This is a genomic window from Neobacillus sp. Soil_C_43 (assembly GCF_057656715.1).
The window spans coordinates 50,411-66,644 of the sequence record NZ_JBDGJV010000018.1 but is presented as its reverse complement, the minus strand read 5'-3'; the positions used below and the strand labels follow the sequence as shown (position 1 = coordinate 66,644).

The window sequence follows — 16,234 nt, the reverse complement described above, 5'->3', positions numbered from 1 at the left end:
TCCTACTTCTACTTTTCACTTAAAAATTAACGAGAAAGTCGATGTAGATGGCTCCTACTTCTACTTTTCACTATAAAACAAGCGAGAAAGTCGATGTAGAAGGCTCCACCTACGTCTACTTTTCACTGATTTTTTTCAATGAAATCTAATGTTTTCTCAATGATCACTTGTTGGTCGTTATCAAGTGTCGCAACATGATAACTCTCCTTCATATGATGGATCTCTTTTATCGAAGAGCGAATGCCATCATATATCATTTGTGAATTATTAGGTGGCACGACATGATCCTCTTCCGATACAAAAATCAATGCCGGACAGGTAATTTTATGAAGGTCTGCTTTTACCTGCTCCATAAACGTTAGGATTTCCTTAATCGATTGAACAGGGGTTTTTTCATACGCTAATTCCGTCACATCTGCTTTTTTAATATCAGACCCAATTGCATCTAAAAACCTTACCCCTTCTAACTGCCGGACAGGAGCCATTTCTGGAATATCCACTGCGGCGTTTATTGGAATAATCGCTCGAATCTCTGGATATTTTTCAGCCATGTAAAGAGTCAATGTTCCCCCCATCGAAAGCCCGGTGACAAAAATCGTATCGCAGCGGTCTTTTAACCATTGGAATCCTTCTTCAATAGAAGAAACCCAATCCTGATAGGTAGTTTGTTCCATTTCTTCATAGTGAGTTCCATGACCTTTGAGCCGCGGTCCACATACTGTGTAGCCCGCTTTCGCGTATGCCTCTCCTAGTGGCCGCATACTTTGGGTGCTACCTGTAAACCCATGTGATACTAAAATTCCAACATTGCTTCCCTCAAAGTAAAACGGCTCTGCGCCTTCTAAAATTAGATATTTGTTGGTCATACTCTTCCCTCCATCACATTATTTTCCTCACTTAAGATGTATTCGCTTCCATTAAATAATTACCTGCCTGTGAATAAGTGATTTTCTTGTGGATATTGTTAATAAAAACTACATTATTTGTTGATATCCTTGATCATAAAAAAATAACCTATCCACAATGTGAATAGGTGTCTATTATATTATTTCTGTTTATAATAAGTAATTGCTAATGCAAAAGCTAGTACCGTCCCTTTTACAATATCCATGGCATAATACGGTACAGACATCATGACAAGGCCATTTTGCAGAATACCAATTAATACCGCACCGATAAAGGTACCAAACGCATTTGGTTTACCGGCACCTAGAACTGAAAATCCGATAAAGGCTGCAGCAACCGAATCCATAAGGTAGGGTGCCCCGGAGTTAATTTCTGAAGTCATAACCCTTGATGCAAGGACAATTCCGCCGATTGATGCAAATAAAGCTGAGAGTAAATAAGCCGCCACTTTATATTTATTAACAGGGATCCCTGAAAGTCTTGCAGCCTCTTTGTTTCCGCCAATCACATACATGTAACGACCATGCTTGGTATAAGTCAGAAAGATATGCACAAGAATGACGGTTATCGCCATGATGATAATAATCCATGGAACCGCACCAATCTTTGCAAAAAATGGACTGATTAGTCCCGTTGCCATGGATCCATCTGGCATCACCATATTTTGAGAAACTGTCGCGCCTTTTGTATAGGTAAGTGCGGTCCCTTGAATGATAAACATTGTCGCTAAAGTCATTAGCATGTCTGGGATTCGTAACTTAACGATCATAAACGAATTCAAAGCACCTACAATTAATGAGGCACCAATCGCAGAGATAATCGCAATGAGGGTATTTTGGGAAAACCAGACAAACATAGAAATCACGATGGCATTCGATAACGAAGCTACCGAGCCTACTGATAAATCGAATCCATCTACAGATAATGAAATGGTAATACCTATAGCAATAATCGTCACAATCGAAATCGACCGGAGGATATTGACAATATTACTGCCCTGAATAAAGGTAGGATTTGCCGCTGAAAAAATAATGATAAGTGCAAGAATCGTGATAATGGTCCCGTACTTATATAAAAATTGAAACAATTCAAATGTTTTTTTGGTTGGGGTCTGATTCTTTGCTGTAATATTTGTCTCCATTTTACCTGCCCCCTGTGGAATAAAATAAAAGTTCTTCTTCGTTTGTTCGGTTCGTCTCTAACTCCTTTATTGATTGTCCATCATATAGAATGTAGACCCGATCCGTAATCCCCATAATCTCTGATAGTTCGGAAGAAGCGTAAATAATCGATTTCCCTCTGCTTGCCAATTCCGTAATCAGCTCAAATATGTCTTTTTTGGCACCAACATCGACACCTTTGGTTGGTTCATCAAAAATATAGACATCGGCCTCAGCTACCAGCCACTTTCCTATTGCGACCTTCTGCTGATTTCCTCCAGATAGATTCTGAACCTTTGTTTCTTCAGAAGGTGTTTTAATTCCAAGCCGGCTAATCAGCTGCTTGGCTGTTTCCTTTTCTTTCTTTCTATTTAAAAAGCTAAATACGTTTGCAAAACTGTCCAAATTAGCCGCTGTCAAATTGGATTCCACTGATTCAAGGACAAGAATCCCTTCCTTTCTGCGTTCTTCAGGCACTAACGCCATCCCATTTTTCACCGCATCATATGGGCTATTCAAAGTTAGTTTAACTCCATTAAGAAGGACTTCTCCTCCAGTTAATTTTTCAGAACCAAAAAGCGCCTTGCACAGCTCAGTTTTTCCAGCACCGACTAGCCCAGCTACTCCAACGATTTCTCCAGATTTCACATGTAAATGGAAATCTTTAATTTTACTTCTATCTGAAAGTCCGTTCACTTCAAGAACTGTGTTTCCAATTCTCGTATTCTTTTTCGGGAACTGTTCCTCCAACTTTTGACCAAGCATGTGCTCCACCACTTGATTCTGTGTTGTCTCTGAGATGTTCTCCTTTACGACAAATTCTCCGTTTCTCATTACTGTAATTTCATCACAGATTTCAAAAATCTCTGGCAGGCGGTGAGAAATAAAGATAATCCCAACATTTTGCCTCTTTAATTCGCGGGCAATTCGAAAAAGCTCGGTCGTTTCCGTATGACTTAAGGGTGCAGTTGGTTCATCTAGAATCAGATACTTACACCGATTCGAGACAGCTCTTGCAATGAGAATCATTTGCTTTTCTGCTAGAGAAAGCTCACTCACAAGCTTTTTCGTAGAAAGTGTAATATTCATTTCAGCCAGGATTTGTGCTGCTTTTTGATGAAGAGTCTTCCAGTTCATCCACTGCTTTTTTCCCATATGATGAACCGTATCCATCAACATAATATTCTCGGCGACCGTTAAATTAGGTATAAGGACCGTATCAACTTCTTGATAGACAATCTGTATACCCGCATCCTGGGCATCTTTTGGTGATCGAATGTTCAAAGATTCCCCATCCAGTAAAATCTCACCGGTAAAATGATTATAAGCCCCTGAGAGGACTTTCATTAGAGTTGATTTCCCTGCACCATTTGCTCCAATCAATGCCTGAATCTTTCCTGTCTTTGTTGAAAAATGAACCTGATTTAAAGCTTTCACCCCTGGAAATTCAATAGTTATATTTTTCATTTCCAATGTTGACTGCATGAAATCGTCCCCCCTATCAAACAAACACTCTCTTAATCAAGTGAAAAAGAGAGTGCTTATAGTAACCAATAATTATTTATAATATTTTTTTAATGTTTTCATCCAATCTTCCTCGAATGCACCTGATTGGCCCCATCCAGAAATAATTTTTGATAGATTAACCATGTTAACAGGATCTTTAGACTTTTGAAGATTGTCTTGTGAAACTAGAGAAGCCTCTAAATCATAGGTTTGTGGTGTTTCTTCACCTGCTAGTTTTTTAGAAAGCAATCTCAAATCCACCGCACCAATTAGTTTAGGATCCACGGCAGCTGTGTATTTCCAAGCACTACCTTTTCTTTGAATCTCTTGAAGGTCTGCATTTGAAACATCAATGCCATAAATTTTCACTTCTTCACGGCCCGCCTCTTTTAGAGCTCGTGCCGCACCAATAGCAAAGGCATCCCAAGTAGCAAAGATGGCATCCAACTTTCCTTTTGGATATTTATTTAACATGGCAGCTACGGCGTTTTGTGTTTGAACACTGGTATCTGCAGCGGCTACACCGAACCGTTCCACTTCTTTAATTCCAGGATTTTTTGAAAGTACATCTTGATACACTTTGTTTCGTCTCACCATTGGTGGAAAACCGTCAACCCAAAGGTACGCAATATTCGCTTTGCCCTTCGTATCCTTTACAAGCTGATCTAGTGCTAAAGTTGCCAATGCTTCGTCATCCTGTGATGTAAGTGTTACTCCCTCCACCTCAGCCAACTTTGGATTAGAATCAAATGTAACAACGCTTTTTCCTTTTTCGACAATCTTCTTTACATCGTTCACCGTCGCATCATCATCACCGTGTGAAATAATGAATCCATCATAGTCCTGACCTAACGCCTGATTTATAGCATCATGGAATTTTGCTGTATCTCCATTTGCGGTAAACACATCCACTTTTAAACCTAATGCTTCTCCCTCTTCTTTAGCTCCTGCTAAGAATTGAGCTGTGTGGTCGTCACCGCCAATTTTACGAATCACCTTAATTTTTAATTGGTCGCCTTTAAATTGTTCTGGTACGCCTTCAAGTGATACATTTTTATTTCCGCTTGCTTTCTTGGTTTCTCCCCCTGATGCACACCCTGTGAGTAGCAGGCTTGCTGCCAACGTCGATACAAGCACACTTTTGAAAATATTTTTTTTCATGATAAAAGCTCCCCCTTTTCGTCTTTCTTACCAAAATAAACTATTCCCATTGGAGAAGTCTTTTTTATGTAAAAATAAAAAACCTCTCCAGAAAAGAGAGGTTTCATCACAAATGTTGGACTACTCCTCTCTTATCTCTCAAAACATTAAATGTTTTGCAGGATTTAGCACCAATTCCTTTTTCGGAACGGTTGCTGGGCGTCATCGGGCCAGTCCCTCTGCCACTCTTGATAAGAGAACGTATTATTGATTTAAAGTAATAAACTAAATTTAAACTCACATTAACAAGTTGTCAATAGTATTTTAAATATTTTTAATAAAGTAATAACTCCTTTTTAATCTTATTGAACGGAGTTGGGGAAACTATTATTAAAACTAAACCCAGTTATTGCTTTATTCTCCTAAGAAATTTCGGTATGATTATATTTAGGAAACCGAAATAAATTGTAGAAAGAAGTGTTACCATCCATGAATAAGCAGGAAAGTGCAAAGCGTAATTTACTAATTATGTGGTTTGCCAACTTCTTTGTTGCCGGTAGTATGACGATGGTCATGCCGTTTATTTCGCTGTATATTGAAACGTTTGGGGACTTTTCAGAGAAATATGTCCAACATTGGTCAGGTATTACTTTTGGGATCACCTTTGTTTCTGCCTTTCTTTTTTCACCAGTTTGGGGGAAGATTGGAGATCGCTATGGTCGGAAAAAGATACTTATCATTTGTGGATTAGGGATGGCTGTATCTATCTTTTTAATGGGATTTGTTCATTCAGTCTGGCAGCTGTTCTTGCTACGGTTTTTTATGGGCTTTTTCTCAGGGTTTATCCCGATGTCACAGGCATTCATCTCCACACAAACACCTAAAGAGATTGCTGGTCGTGTCCTTGGGACATTACAAACAGGAAGTATTACGGGTTCGTTGTTAGGACCCATGCTCGGAGGAATTTTAGCCGATACACTCGGCTATGCGACCACCTTTAAATGGACTTCGATTTCCATATTCATCTCTGCCATGCTTGTCATCGCTACGAAGGAATTTCTCGTAGAACCAACGAGGGGTACTAAATCACATTATTCTAGTAAAGAGGTTATCAAACACATCCTACGAAATCCTGTACTATTAACCGTATTGCTTATATCATCTCTTGTACAAATCGCCCATTTCAGCATTCAACCAATCCTGTCGTTATTTGTAAGTGATTTGCATGGGCCAAACAATGTTGCTTTTTATTCAGGGATTGCTTTTTCCGCAGCGGGAATAGGCAACTTACTCATGTCACGGAACTGGGGAAAGATTGCAGATAAATATGGTTATATCAAAATATTAGTCATACTTCTATTTTCAGCAGGGATAGTGTACTTACCAGGAGCGATCGTGACAAGTCTTTGGCAGCTTGTCATCATCCGTATTGCCTTAGGTGTGACCATCGGCGGAATCATTCCTGTCAGGATTGCTTATATCCGCCAGGAGGCTCCGATTACCATGCAAGGTGAGGTCCTTGGCTATAACAATAGTCTAAGATTTCTCGGTAACATCATTGGGCCCATGTTGGGGGGCTTTCTTTCTGGCTACTTTGGCTTTTCCGCTGTTTTTATAAGTACCAGTGCTTTATTGATTATGAGCGGACTGATTTTGCTCGTATCATTGCTCCGACATCCTAAGCTTGTTAAACATACAGCGTAATAACTCATTCAGTATACAAAAGTTACCAAAAAATTTATTGAAATAAATTAGGTTATTCCGGAAATATATGATACAATAACTCTACCATTTGAATTACTGTTTCATTTGTGTGCCCTACTCATTCATGAGTGGGGTTTTTTGTTTTGTTTTTTTTGAATGACTTTGTTAAAATTGCCTGTTGATTTCCGCTCCAGGCTCTTCGCTTTCCGTGGGCGTTTCGGCGAGCCTCCTCGGCGCTTGCGCCTGCGGGGTCTCCCCTGAACCGTACTCCCACAGGAGTCTTCGAGCCTTCCGCTCCCATCAACAGGGTATAAAAATCAACACTGTTCTTTAGCACAGCCTTTTGAATAAAAAAAAACAGACTCTATAAAATAGAGCCTGTCTTATCCGAAATGGTATTAAGCTTTACGAACGTTAGTAGCTTGTGGTCCACGTTGACCTTGTTCTACTTCAAAAGTAACAGCTTGACCTTCGTCTAATGATTTGAAACCTTCGCTTTGGATTGCTGAGAAGTGAACGAATACATCGTCTCCAGCTTCGCGTTCGATGAATCCAAAACCTTTTTCTGCGTTAAACCATTTTACTTTACCTTGTTCCATGTGTGTTTCCTCCTGCTGTGTGCTTTTGCACACATTATGGTACTATCCTTGCACTCAGTGATCATCAAGACGAAAAGTTAACTTATACTATCCTTTACACCGAACAAAAATAATTCTTCTTTAGTATAACATTTCACTTAAATATTTGCAAGAAGACAATAAAGAGTGTCCTTTTAGCCTCTCATGTTTTACCGCACGCGGAAAGCGAAGCGCCTTGAGCGGACATCAACATCCCAGTTTAACAGAGATTATTTTTTTGCAATATTGGCTTCCAACTCGGTAAAATCAAGATTCTGATAATAGCTGTTTTTGACCAAGATATTTGGACCTAAGCATGAAACAGCTGGGCAATGACAGCTTAACTCCTTCGCTATGCCTGTGTTTTGCCAAGCTTGATAGGCCTCTTCAAGTGTAGTTGTTTGGATATTTCCTAAAGGAGGAGTATCTCCGAAATCCGTTACAATAATATCACCGTTAAATATATTCACATTCAAACGGGAACGACCATCTGGATCATTTCTGACGGTTACATTTTCACTCTGATAAAGTCGTTTTAAAAGGTCCAAATCCTCCTGTTTACTGCTGCAAGCATAAAATGGCAGTGTTCCAAAAAGCATCCATACATTTTCATCCCTTATGTCTAATAAATGATGAATTGCGTCCCTAATTTCACTTAATGATAATGTTTCAAGATTACTGGCGAAATCACTCGGATACATAGGATGCACTTCATGGCGTTGACAAAGCATTTCATCTACAATTTGCCGGTGAATTTTTTCCAAATGAGGCAGTGTCCGTTTATTTAACATGGTTTCCGCCGAAACCATGACACCCGCTTTTACCAGTTCCCTGCTATTTTCTATCATTCTCGTAAAATATTTTTCTCGCTGGCTATAATCAGGCTTCCGCTCCATCCTTGCAAAGCCGCCTTCTACAAAATCGTCCACCGTTCCCCAATTATGTGAAATATGTAATACATCCAAATACGGAATAACTTCTTCATACCGATTTAAATCAAGGGTTAGGTTCGAATTCATTTGTGTTCGAACTCCGCGCTCATGGGCATACTTTAAAATGGGCATTACATAATTACTGACAGAGCTATGCGAAAGCATAGGTTCACCCCCTGTAATACTTAACGAACGTAGTTGTGGAATTTCCTCTAACCTATGTAAAATAAGCTCAATTGGAAGTGCTAACGGCTCCTTTGTTTGGAGGGTGTACCCTACAGCACAATGCTCGCAGCGCATATTACAAAGAGTGGTAGTCGTAAATTCGATATTGGTAAGCAGAGGTTTTCCGTATTGTGTTACATCTAAATACGCTTCCCAAGGATCGAACTGGGGAGTAATTTTATTTAATGTTTTCATACAAACTCCTTTATTTTTGTAGTAGGAAAAACCTTATTATAGCGCATCGTATGGACAAGTAGCTATTTATATTAGTTACAAAAGCATATGAATATAAATTGAGAATATTCTATGGCAATTCCCTATTTTTCGTTGGGTAAATGAAGTAATTCCCGTATAATACATTTTGTTCCATGATTATTGAAAAATAAAGGGATAGTAAACGAATTGTGAATGGTGGTAGTGGAAATGGAAATGCAGCCTTTGCATGAAGCAGAAAAATTAGCCTTAAAAAAGATTAAGATATTTCGCCAAAGCATCCTCCGATATATTTTACGCTCGATGCTTGCCAGTATGTTTATTGGTTTTGGGGTCATTGTTGCGTTCAAGACCGGTAATTTCTTCTATGTAGTAGACTCACCGTTTGCCTACCCAATGGCCGCTCTTACTTTCGGAGCAGCGATTATATTAATCGCCTATGGCGGTGGGGATCTATTTACAGGAAATACGTTTTATTACACCTACGCTGCACTCCGTAAGAAAATGACTTGGATAGAAGTACTAAAGCTATGGGTATGCAGTTATGCAGGAAATATCTTAGGTGCCGCTGTTTTTGCTTTTATTATTTTCACCACAGGACTTTATGCGAGCTCTTCAGTTAATGGATTTCTCCTCCATGTCGTGGAAGTTAAAATGCAAGTCCCTACAACAGAGTTGTTTTTCCGGGCAATCCTTTGTAACTGGCTTGTTTGTATGGCCTTTTTCCTTCCAATGGGGTTAAAAGGAGATGGACCAAAGATGTTTGCCATGATGCTGTTTGTCTTCTGTTTCTTTATTTCCGGATATGAGCACAGTATTGCTAATATGTGTACATTCGCTATTGCCTTAGTACTAAATCACCCAGGAACGATTTCATGGGGTGGCGTGATTCACAACCTTGTTCCTGTTACAATCGGCAATCTGATTGGCGGAGCGGTATTTATGGCAATGATGTATTATTACGTAAATAAACCGTTTTTAGATGAATATCAGGAATAAAAATAAGGCTGACTCCTTTCTAGAGTCAGCCATTTTTGTAGTAACATTGTCGAACGCTATCATCTTATCCAATTATTAGGAAATATCGACAAATTCCCGGGGAAATAACAACAAATTCAGTAAGATATCGACAATGTTTTAAAATATTCTAACAACAGTAATATTTGTAATATTTATTCACCTATTTATTTTTACTTAGAAAATATAGATAGCCTTTAATCATAAAGTAGCTAACCTCTTCTGGAAGGAGTTCCTTAATGGGTTTTAATCGATCACGTCCCGCTTCTTCCACTGCTTTTTCTAAAAGCGGTATGTATTCAGCTGGGATATGTTTTGAAAAATCGACCTCTAACCCCTGCTGTGCACATTGAATTAAGTGATTCTCCACCGTACTAACCGCTAAATCACGCTTCTCGACGATTTCCATTATTGAATAATCACTTTGATGTAATGTCAATGTTTCCAAATGCGAATCAGTGACGGTCCTGTTTGCCTGCTTCTTCGGCGCCTTCTCTACAGATCCATGCTCACTCTGATAATCCGGATTGTCTTCAACGAATGTGAGTATTGCCTCAATAAACCGAAGTCCATATTTTTGAAGCTTAAGTTCACCCACACCGCTTACCTGTAAAAACTCCTCGTTCGTGATCGGAAGTTTGACACACATATCCTTTAAGGTAGCATCAGAGAAAATAACAAATGGTGGTACTTTTTCCGATTCAGCAATTTGTTTTCGTACCTCACGTAACACTTCAAATAACGGATCATTCTTAGACACTTGCTTAACCTGAACCGTTTCTCTCCGGTATACCTGTTGCTTTCCTAATAGAACCTCTTTTCCCTTAGGAGAAACAAAAAGAGTAGGAAATTGTCCTTGCTCAATGGCAATTAACTCTTGTGAAATCAAGAATTCAATAAAATCACTTACATCTTTTGCGCTCTTCTCCTTCATAATTCCGTAAGTAGGCAGCCTGTTAAAACCCATTTCCGCCACCTTTTGATTTTTCGACCCTGTTAAAACCTGGGCTGTGATGGTTTTACCGAAGCGTTGCCCCATCCGAATGACACAGGACATGACCATTTGTGCTTCTCTGGTTACATCGATGCTAGTTCTTGTATCCAAGCAGTTACCACATCTACCACATGGCTCTGTCTCATGTTCACCAAAATATTTTATAATAAATTCCTGCAGACATTCTTCCGTATGACAGTAGTCTACCATTTGCTGAAGCTTGTCTAACTCTTGTGTGATGCGTGTTCGATCACTAGATTGGTCAATGAGAAAGCGCTGAACCTGCACATCTTGTGGGGAATATAACAGAATACATTCACTATCCAGTCCATCACGTCCTGCACGGCCGGCTTCTTGATAATAGCTCTCCATATTCTTCGGCATTTGATAATGAACGACATATCGAATATTGGATTTGTCAATCCCCATTCCGAAGGCAGAAGTGGCGACCATAACCGTTGCCTTGTCCTCTAAAAAACGCTCCTGCTCATGGTTTCGCTCCACATCTCCCATCCCTGCATGGTAGCGAGCAACATTGATATTTTCTTTAGTAAGTCTTTCATAAAGTTGATCTACATTTTTCCGTGTCGCGGCATAAATAATTCCGGCTTCTTTATCGTTCTTTCTCAAATAGTCGAAGAGATACTTTTGTCTATCTTGACCTTTGATAACGGCGAAAGACAGATTTTCCCGTTCGAATCCTGTAATAATCGTATTTCTTTCATCAATGCTTAAAAGACGGCAAATATCCTCACGCACTCTTGGTGTTGCTGTCGCTGTTAGCGCAAGTACATTTGGTCTTTGCGGTAGGGTATTCAGCATTTGTTGAATATGGCGGTAGCTGGGACGAAAATCATGTCCCCATTGTGAAATACAGTGGGCTTCGTCCACAGCTACAAGCGGGATCTCCATTTCTCTTATGTCCTCGATAAAATCTTGTGATTCTAATCTTTCTGGTGCAATGTATAGCAGTTTGTATTTCCCTTGTTTAGCTTCACGAATCCGTTCACTTGCTTCACTAAAACTTAATGAGCTATTAATAAATGTGGCTGAAATACCGACTTGAATGAGGGCATCTACCTGGTCCTTCATTAAAGAGATTAATGGGGAAATGACAAGCGTGGTTCCTGGTAGGACAAGCGCAGGGATTTGATAGCAAATCGATTTACCACCACCCGTGGGCATGACACAAATGGTATTTTGTCCGTTTAACACGGATTGAATAGCCTGCTCTTGTCCCGTACGGAAGGAGCTGTAACCAAAATGCGTTTCTAGTAATGGCAATGCTTTTTCAAACAAAGGGGTTCCTCCTCTCAATTTGGATTATGTCTCTTAGCTGAAAATAATCATGATTCTATTATACTGCTTTTTGAAAAAAAATTTGTGAACTTTCCCGGTTGTCCATGCAAAAAAGATCTCTTATTCAAGAGACCTCGCTAACACTTTATACACTTTTCCAAAGTTTAAAAAACCGGAGGATAATAGAACGCCTGAAATCACCATGATGGTTCCTATTGTTTGAACCATGGCAACGGGAGTTCCTGTTGCGATTGAGATAAGCATGGTAACAACTGGCACTAAATTAAAGAATACGGCCGTATTAGCCGCTCCTATCATCTCCATTGCTTTGTTCCACCACAGATAGCCTAAGACACTGGTGAAGATGGCCATAAATAAAATGGCTCCCCAGGCTGCTATTGGTACATTGGTGGTGACTGGATTCGCACTTGGTGAAAAGGCAGCTAATCCGATAAGGCACAAAGCACCAACGACCATCGTGTAAGTAGTAGTCTCTAAGGAAGAACTCGTTTTTAAGTACTTTCTCCCTAATACCCCATACAAGGCCCAGCACACATTCCCCGCTAAGATGAGCAAGTCACCCTTTGAAAAAGAAAGAGTTTGAATCACTTCCCAAGATCCTTTAGTCAATACCAGGGTTACTCCTACTAAGGCAAAAAAAATTCCTACGGTTTGTTTTTTGTTGATTGGTGCCTTTAAAATAAAATAAGCCAATATAGTAGTCACTAGTGGATTCGTTCCCATAATTAAGGCTCCATTTAATGGTGAAGTATGATTCATTCCGAAAAAGAAAAAGGCATTAAATCCAAAAATCCCTACTATCCCAAGTATGGTATAAGTGATCCCGTGCCTGAGAATGGTTTCCCATTTTACTTTCTTTTGAATGATTAGAAGAGCAAACATAACAAGTGCCGCAATCCCAAATCTCCATCCTGCTGCACTTGCAGCAGAAAAATATTGAACGGCGTACTTGGCAAGGTTGAAGGTGGCACCCGTCACTAACACAAAACCAATTAGCATTCCTACCACTTTACCGTTTTTCATTCTGGTCCTCCTCTAGCATGTCTTGATAAGTTGCTAGCTTCTCTTCCGTTAGCTGAATGACCATTTCTAATTCTCTTTTTTGTTGCTCCAATGTCAGCAAATGCTTTTCTAAAATATTCTTTCGATTTTGTACTTTCTTACTTCTATCCTGCTCAGCATCCTTATTTTCTAGAAGACATCCATCTACCAAGAACTCTTGAATATCTTCTAAAGACATTCCTGTATTTTTAAGAACCTTCATGAATTGCAGCAGCCGTATCTCCCCTACGGTATACAGCCTCTTTCCACCTTGCCTTGTCGGTGACGATAAAAGGCCAATTTTTTCATAGTATCGTAACGTATGTGCCGAAAACCCTGTTTGCTCGGCAACTTCAGATATACTGTACACCATTCTCCAACACCTCCTATACACATGCTACAACTTAGAGTTAGCTCTAAGTCAACATTAATTTGGAATTTTTTTCTTAATTAAAAAAACTGCCGATTACATCTCGACAGTCTAGATCTTTTTATACAAATAGATTAGTTAAGATTTGGTCTTTGTGCTCGCCTTTTTTAGGAGGCGGCGAGATTACTTCCTGTTTTAAATCACTATGCATCTTCACTTGGCAGTCCCCCCAGGAGGAGGTGAAAATCAATTCTTTTTCTTTAAAATAAGGATGATCGTTCAGTTCCCCCACTTCCAACACGGGCGCCATACAGCAATCTACCTTTTGAGCAAACTCAATCCATTCATAGAAGGTTTTATTTTTAAAAAGAGTGGTGATTTCTTGAAAAATCGGGTTAGTGTCTTCCGTTTTAGTAAAATGGGCTTTGATCCATTCTTCTCGTCCATGTGCTAGACAAAAATTCTGCCAAAACTTTGGCTCCAATGCCCCGATACTCATATACCTTCCGTCCTGCGTTTCGTATAAGGCATATGAAATAATACTTCCGTTCAAGACACTGATGCCGTCCGCTTCGCCCGTTTCTTTTTCAACCATCACATGATTTCCCAGTAAAGATACAAGCTGATCCGTAATGGAAATAGAATGATAGCTCCCTTTTCCAGTTAAAAACCGTGAGACAAGTCCTGCAAGGATTCGTTCATTTGCTGCAAATCCACCTAGATAATCACCAATTGTAATCGATGGGTGAACAGGCTTACCCTGTTTATCCTTCAATTGAGCCAATACACCGCTTAACGCCATATAATTGAGATCGTGGTTTCCAAGCTTACTCAGCAGACTTTTTTGCCCATAGCCCGAAATGGAGCAATACACTATTTCAGGCTTCACCTTTTGAACCGCCTTAAACCCAAGCCCAAGTTTCTCCATCACACCAGGTCTAAAACTCTCAATAAGGACATCCGCATGGGCAATTAATTTTAGTGCCGTTTCTACTCCGTCCTTCTCCTTCAAATTCAAGGTGATGCTTTTCTTTTGCCGATTATTCGCCAGAAAAACAAGCCCTGAACCCTGTTTCGATATTCCTGTATTTCGCGCAGGATCTCCTTCCGGCGGTTCCACCTTAATGATTTCCGCACCAAGATCCGCTAATCGTAAGGTCGCATATGGTCCTGGTAAGTAGTTGGTGAAATCTATTACTTTTATTCCTTCCAGCATGATTAGAACCCTTTCCTTTTACGAATTTTTGGAGCCTGGGGCAAATAGCTCCTCCAGCTGCTTTCTAAGCACAAATTTTTGGATTTTCCCACTTGCATTTCGTGGGAGTGCTTCACAAAAAACGTATTTTCGTGGCCGCTTATAATTCGCGAGTTTATCACTGTTCTTGCAGTATTCATCCAGCTCTTGTTCTGTCACATTAGGGTCCTTTTTTACAACGAAGGCTGTAACTGTTTCACCCCAACGGTCATCGGGCTGGCCAACAATCGCCACATCAAGGACACCGGCATGGGCATGCAGAAGATCCTCTACTTCCCGTGGATAGATATTCTCCCCGCCGCTAATGATCATATCGTCTACACGATCATTCACCCATAGATAGCCATCTTCATCTAAATAGCCGATATCTCCAGAATGGTACCAGCCTTTATACATGGCTTTCTCTGTTGCTTCTTCGCGATTGAAATACCCTGACATCATACACGGTCCTTGGACAATGATTTCTCCCGTTTCACCTGCAGGAACCACATCGTCCGGATCGGAAGGGCCATCCTCTTTGGTACGAACAATACGGATATCATGATTGAGGCATGCTTGACCGGCAGAGCCTGCTTTTGTTAGCTGATCTGTTTCTGATAGAAAAGTAATAGCTGGGCCCATTTCTGTCATTCCATAGGCTTGGACAAGGGCAATGCCTAAGCGATCATGGCAGGCATGCACAAGGGATGGCGCCATAGGTGCAGCACCATATAAACCTAGCTTTAAACTTGAAATATCATATTGATTAAGGTCTTCTTGTAAAAGCATGTTCCACATGGTCGGTGCCGCGAAGAACTTTGTAATCTTCTCCTGTTCGATTAGCTCTAATACTTTCTTTGGATTGAATTGGTGGAGCACCACATTTCGTGCCCCTACATGAATTCTCGGTAGGATGGCACAATGGAGTTCTGCGCAGTGGAACATTGGTGCGGTTACAAGTCCAACATCTATCGCTTCGTATTTAGTCGCCCCGATAACTAGTAAGCTTTGTTCGACCATGTTCCGGTGGCGGTGGAGGACGCCCTTTGGCCGACCGGTTGTCCCACTTGTATACATAATCGCATATAGGTCATTTTCAGTTACTTCTGCATGGATCTCTTGAGTTGAGCTAGTGGTTAGCTTTTCTTGGTAGTTGGTTGCATAGGCAGGTGTGTCTTCATCAATAAACCAGAAGGCACTTTGAGGGAAACGGTTTTCGATAGTAGCGATGACAGGCTCTAATGCTTGTTCAAAGAGAACTACTTTTGGGCTCGCATCAGATAAAATATACGCAACTTCTTCCGGCATTAATCGGAAATTAATTGGGTTGAACACTGCACCAATTTTGGCACAGGCGATAAAGGTGGTTGCGAGTTCTTCGGTATTAAAGAGGAAGGTGGAAACCCGGTCGCCTTTTTGTACCCCTTCGTTGACTAGTGCATGTGCTAGTCGGTTGACCTGTTCATTCCACTCTTTGTAGGTATAACGGGTATTTTTCCTGACATCATATAGGGCTTCCTTATTTGGGAACTTTTTTACCGTCAAATCAAAGATTTTTCCGATGGTTGTACTCATTTAACCGCCTCCGTTTAATAGTTTGGTAGGCAACCGGTGTTGGCCGATTGCCCTTTTTATGTTTTTTGCAGGAAATTTTATATCTGATTGCTGCTTATTCGCGAATCTTAGGCTTTTATTCGCGAATTTTGAGATTTTATTCGCGAATTCTTGGTTTTTATTCGCGAATTGGGCCCATTTATTCGCGAATCTAGTTCCCTGATGATTATATGAGCGAATTCTATAGTTATATGAGCGAATTTTACTAGTTTATGAGCGAATCCAAGATTCCCAACCTAAA

General features: G+C 40.2%; 13 protein-coding genes and 1 riboswitch. Of the genes, 2 read left to right on the top strand and 11 right to left on the bottom strand.

Features of this window, described 5'->3' with window-relative positions; all coding sequences use genetic code 11:
• Positions 1-122 precede the first annotated feature (122 nt).
• The 4 genes from AC3A54_RS20655 to AC3A54_RS20640 form a co-directional block, all read right to left on the bottom strand.
• The gene (locus tag AC3A54_RS20655) at positions 123-866 is read right to left on the bottom strand and encodes an alpha/beta hydrolase (protein WP_487656006.1); all 744 of its coding nucleotides are present in this window, start codon (positions 864-866) and stop codon (positions 123-125) included.
• 179 nt (positions 867-1,045) lie between these two features.
• Positions 1,046-2,047, bottom strand: coding sequence for an ABC transporter permease (locus AC3A54_RS20650; RefSeq protein WP_487656005.1), 1,002 nt, complete (start codon positions 2,045-2,047; stop codon positions 1,046-1,048).
• Position 2,048: 1 nt separating this feature from the next.
• On the bottom strand, positions 2,049-3,551 hold the full coding sequence (locus AC3A54_RS20645; RefSeq protein ID WP_487656004.1) for a sugar ABC transporter ATP-binding protein: 1,503 nt from the start codon (positions 3,549-3,551) through the stop codon (positions 2,049-2,051).
• A 72-nt stretch (positions 3,552-3,623) separates the two neighbouring features.
• Positions 3,624-4,733 (bottom strand): sugar ABC transporter substrate-binding protein, encoded by a 1,110-nt coding sequence (locus tag AC3A54_RS20640; protein WP_487656003.1) that lies wholly within the window; start codon positions 4,731-4,733, stop codon positions 3,624-3,626.
• Positions 4,734-4,861: 128 nt separating this feature from the next.
• Positions 4,862-4,970: riboswitch (SAM riboswitch) on the bottom strand.
• A gap of 231 nt (positions 4,971-5,201) precedes the next feature.
• Here AC3A54_RS20640 and AC3A54_RS20635 point away from each other — a divergent pair.
• Positions 5,202-6,416, top strand: a complete 1,215-nt coding sequence (locus AC3A54_RS20635; protein WP_487656002.1) for an MFS transporter — start codon at positions 5,202-5,204, stop codon at positions 6,414-6,416.
• 398 nt (positions 6,417-6,814) lie between these two features.
• Here AC3A54_RS20635 and AC3A54_RS20630 read toward each other — a convergent pair whose 3' ends face one another.
• Both AC3A54_RS20630 and yfkAB read right to left on the bottom strand, forming a co-directional pair.
• Complete coding sequence (locus tag AC3A54_RS20630; protein WP_007083691.1) at positions 6,815-7,015, bottom strand: cold-shock protein; 201 nt, start codon at positions 7,013-7,015, stop codon at positions 6,815-6,817.
• 248 nt (positions 7,016-7,263) lie between these two features.
• Positions 7,264-8,385, bottom strand: a complete 1,122-nt coding sequence (gene yfkAB / locus AC3A54_RS20625; RefSeq protein WP_487656001.1) for a radical SAM/CxCxxxxC motif protein YfkAB — start codon at positions 8,383-8,385, stop codon at positions 7,264-7,266.
• A gap of 228 nt (positions 8,386-8,613) precedes the next feature.
• On the opposite strand from yfkAB, the gene AC3A54_RS20620 reads away from it, so the two are divergent.
• Entirely contained in the window at positions 8,614-9,402 is a 789-nt protein-coding gene (locus AC3A54_RS20620) for a formate/nitrite transporter family protein (RefSeq protein WP_335546582.1), read from the top strand.
• Positions 9,403-9,583: 181 nt separating this feature from the next.
• On the opposite strand, the gene recQ is transcribed toward AC3A54_RS20620, so the two are convergent.
• From recQ to AC3A54_RS20595, 5 genes are all read right to left on the bottom strand, one after another.
• The gene (recQ, locus tag AC3A54_RS20615; protein ID WP_487656000.1) at positions 9,584-11,713 is read right to left on the bottom strand and encodes a DNA helicase RecQ; all 2,130 of its coding nucleotides are present in this window, start codon (positions 11,711-11,713) and stop codon (positions 9,584-9,586) included.
• 120 nt (positions 11,714-11,833) lie between these two features.
• Positions 11,834-12,757 carry a DMT family transporter gene (locus tag AC3A54_RS20610; protein WP_487655999.1) on the bottom strand — a complete coding sequence of 308 codons (924 nt, stop codon included), beginning with the start codon at positions 12,755-12,757 and terminating at the stop codon, positions 11,834-11,836.
• On the bottom strand, positions 12,744-13,145 hold the full coding sequence (locus tag AC3A54_RS20605; protein ID WP_487656027.1) for a MerR family transcriptional regulator: 402 nt from the start codon (positions 13,143-13,145) through the stop codon (positions 12,744-12,746). Before AC3A54_RS20605 ends, AC3A54_RS20610 begins: the two co-directional genes overlap by 14 nt.
• A gap of 121 nt (positions 13,146-13,266) precedes the next feature.
• Complete coding sequence (locus tag AC3A54_RS20600) at positions 13,267-14,361, bottom strand: CaiB/BaiF CoA transferase family protein (protein WP_487655998.1); 1,095 nt, start codon at positions 14,359-14,361, stop codon at positions 13,267-13,269.
• A gap of 18 nt (positions 14,362-14,379) precedes the next feature.
• Entirely contained in the window at positions 14,380-15,954 is a 1,575-nt protein-coding gene (locus AC3A54_RS20595) for a fatty acid--CoA ligase (RefSeq protein WP_487655997.1), read from the bottom strand.
• Between the last annotated feature and the right edge of the window lie 280 nt (positions 15,955-16,234).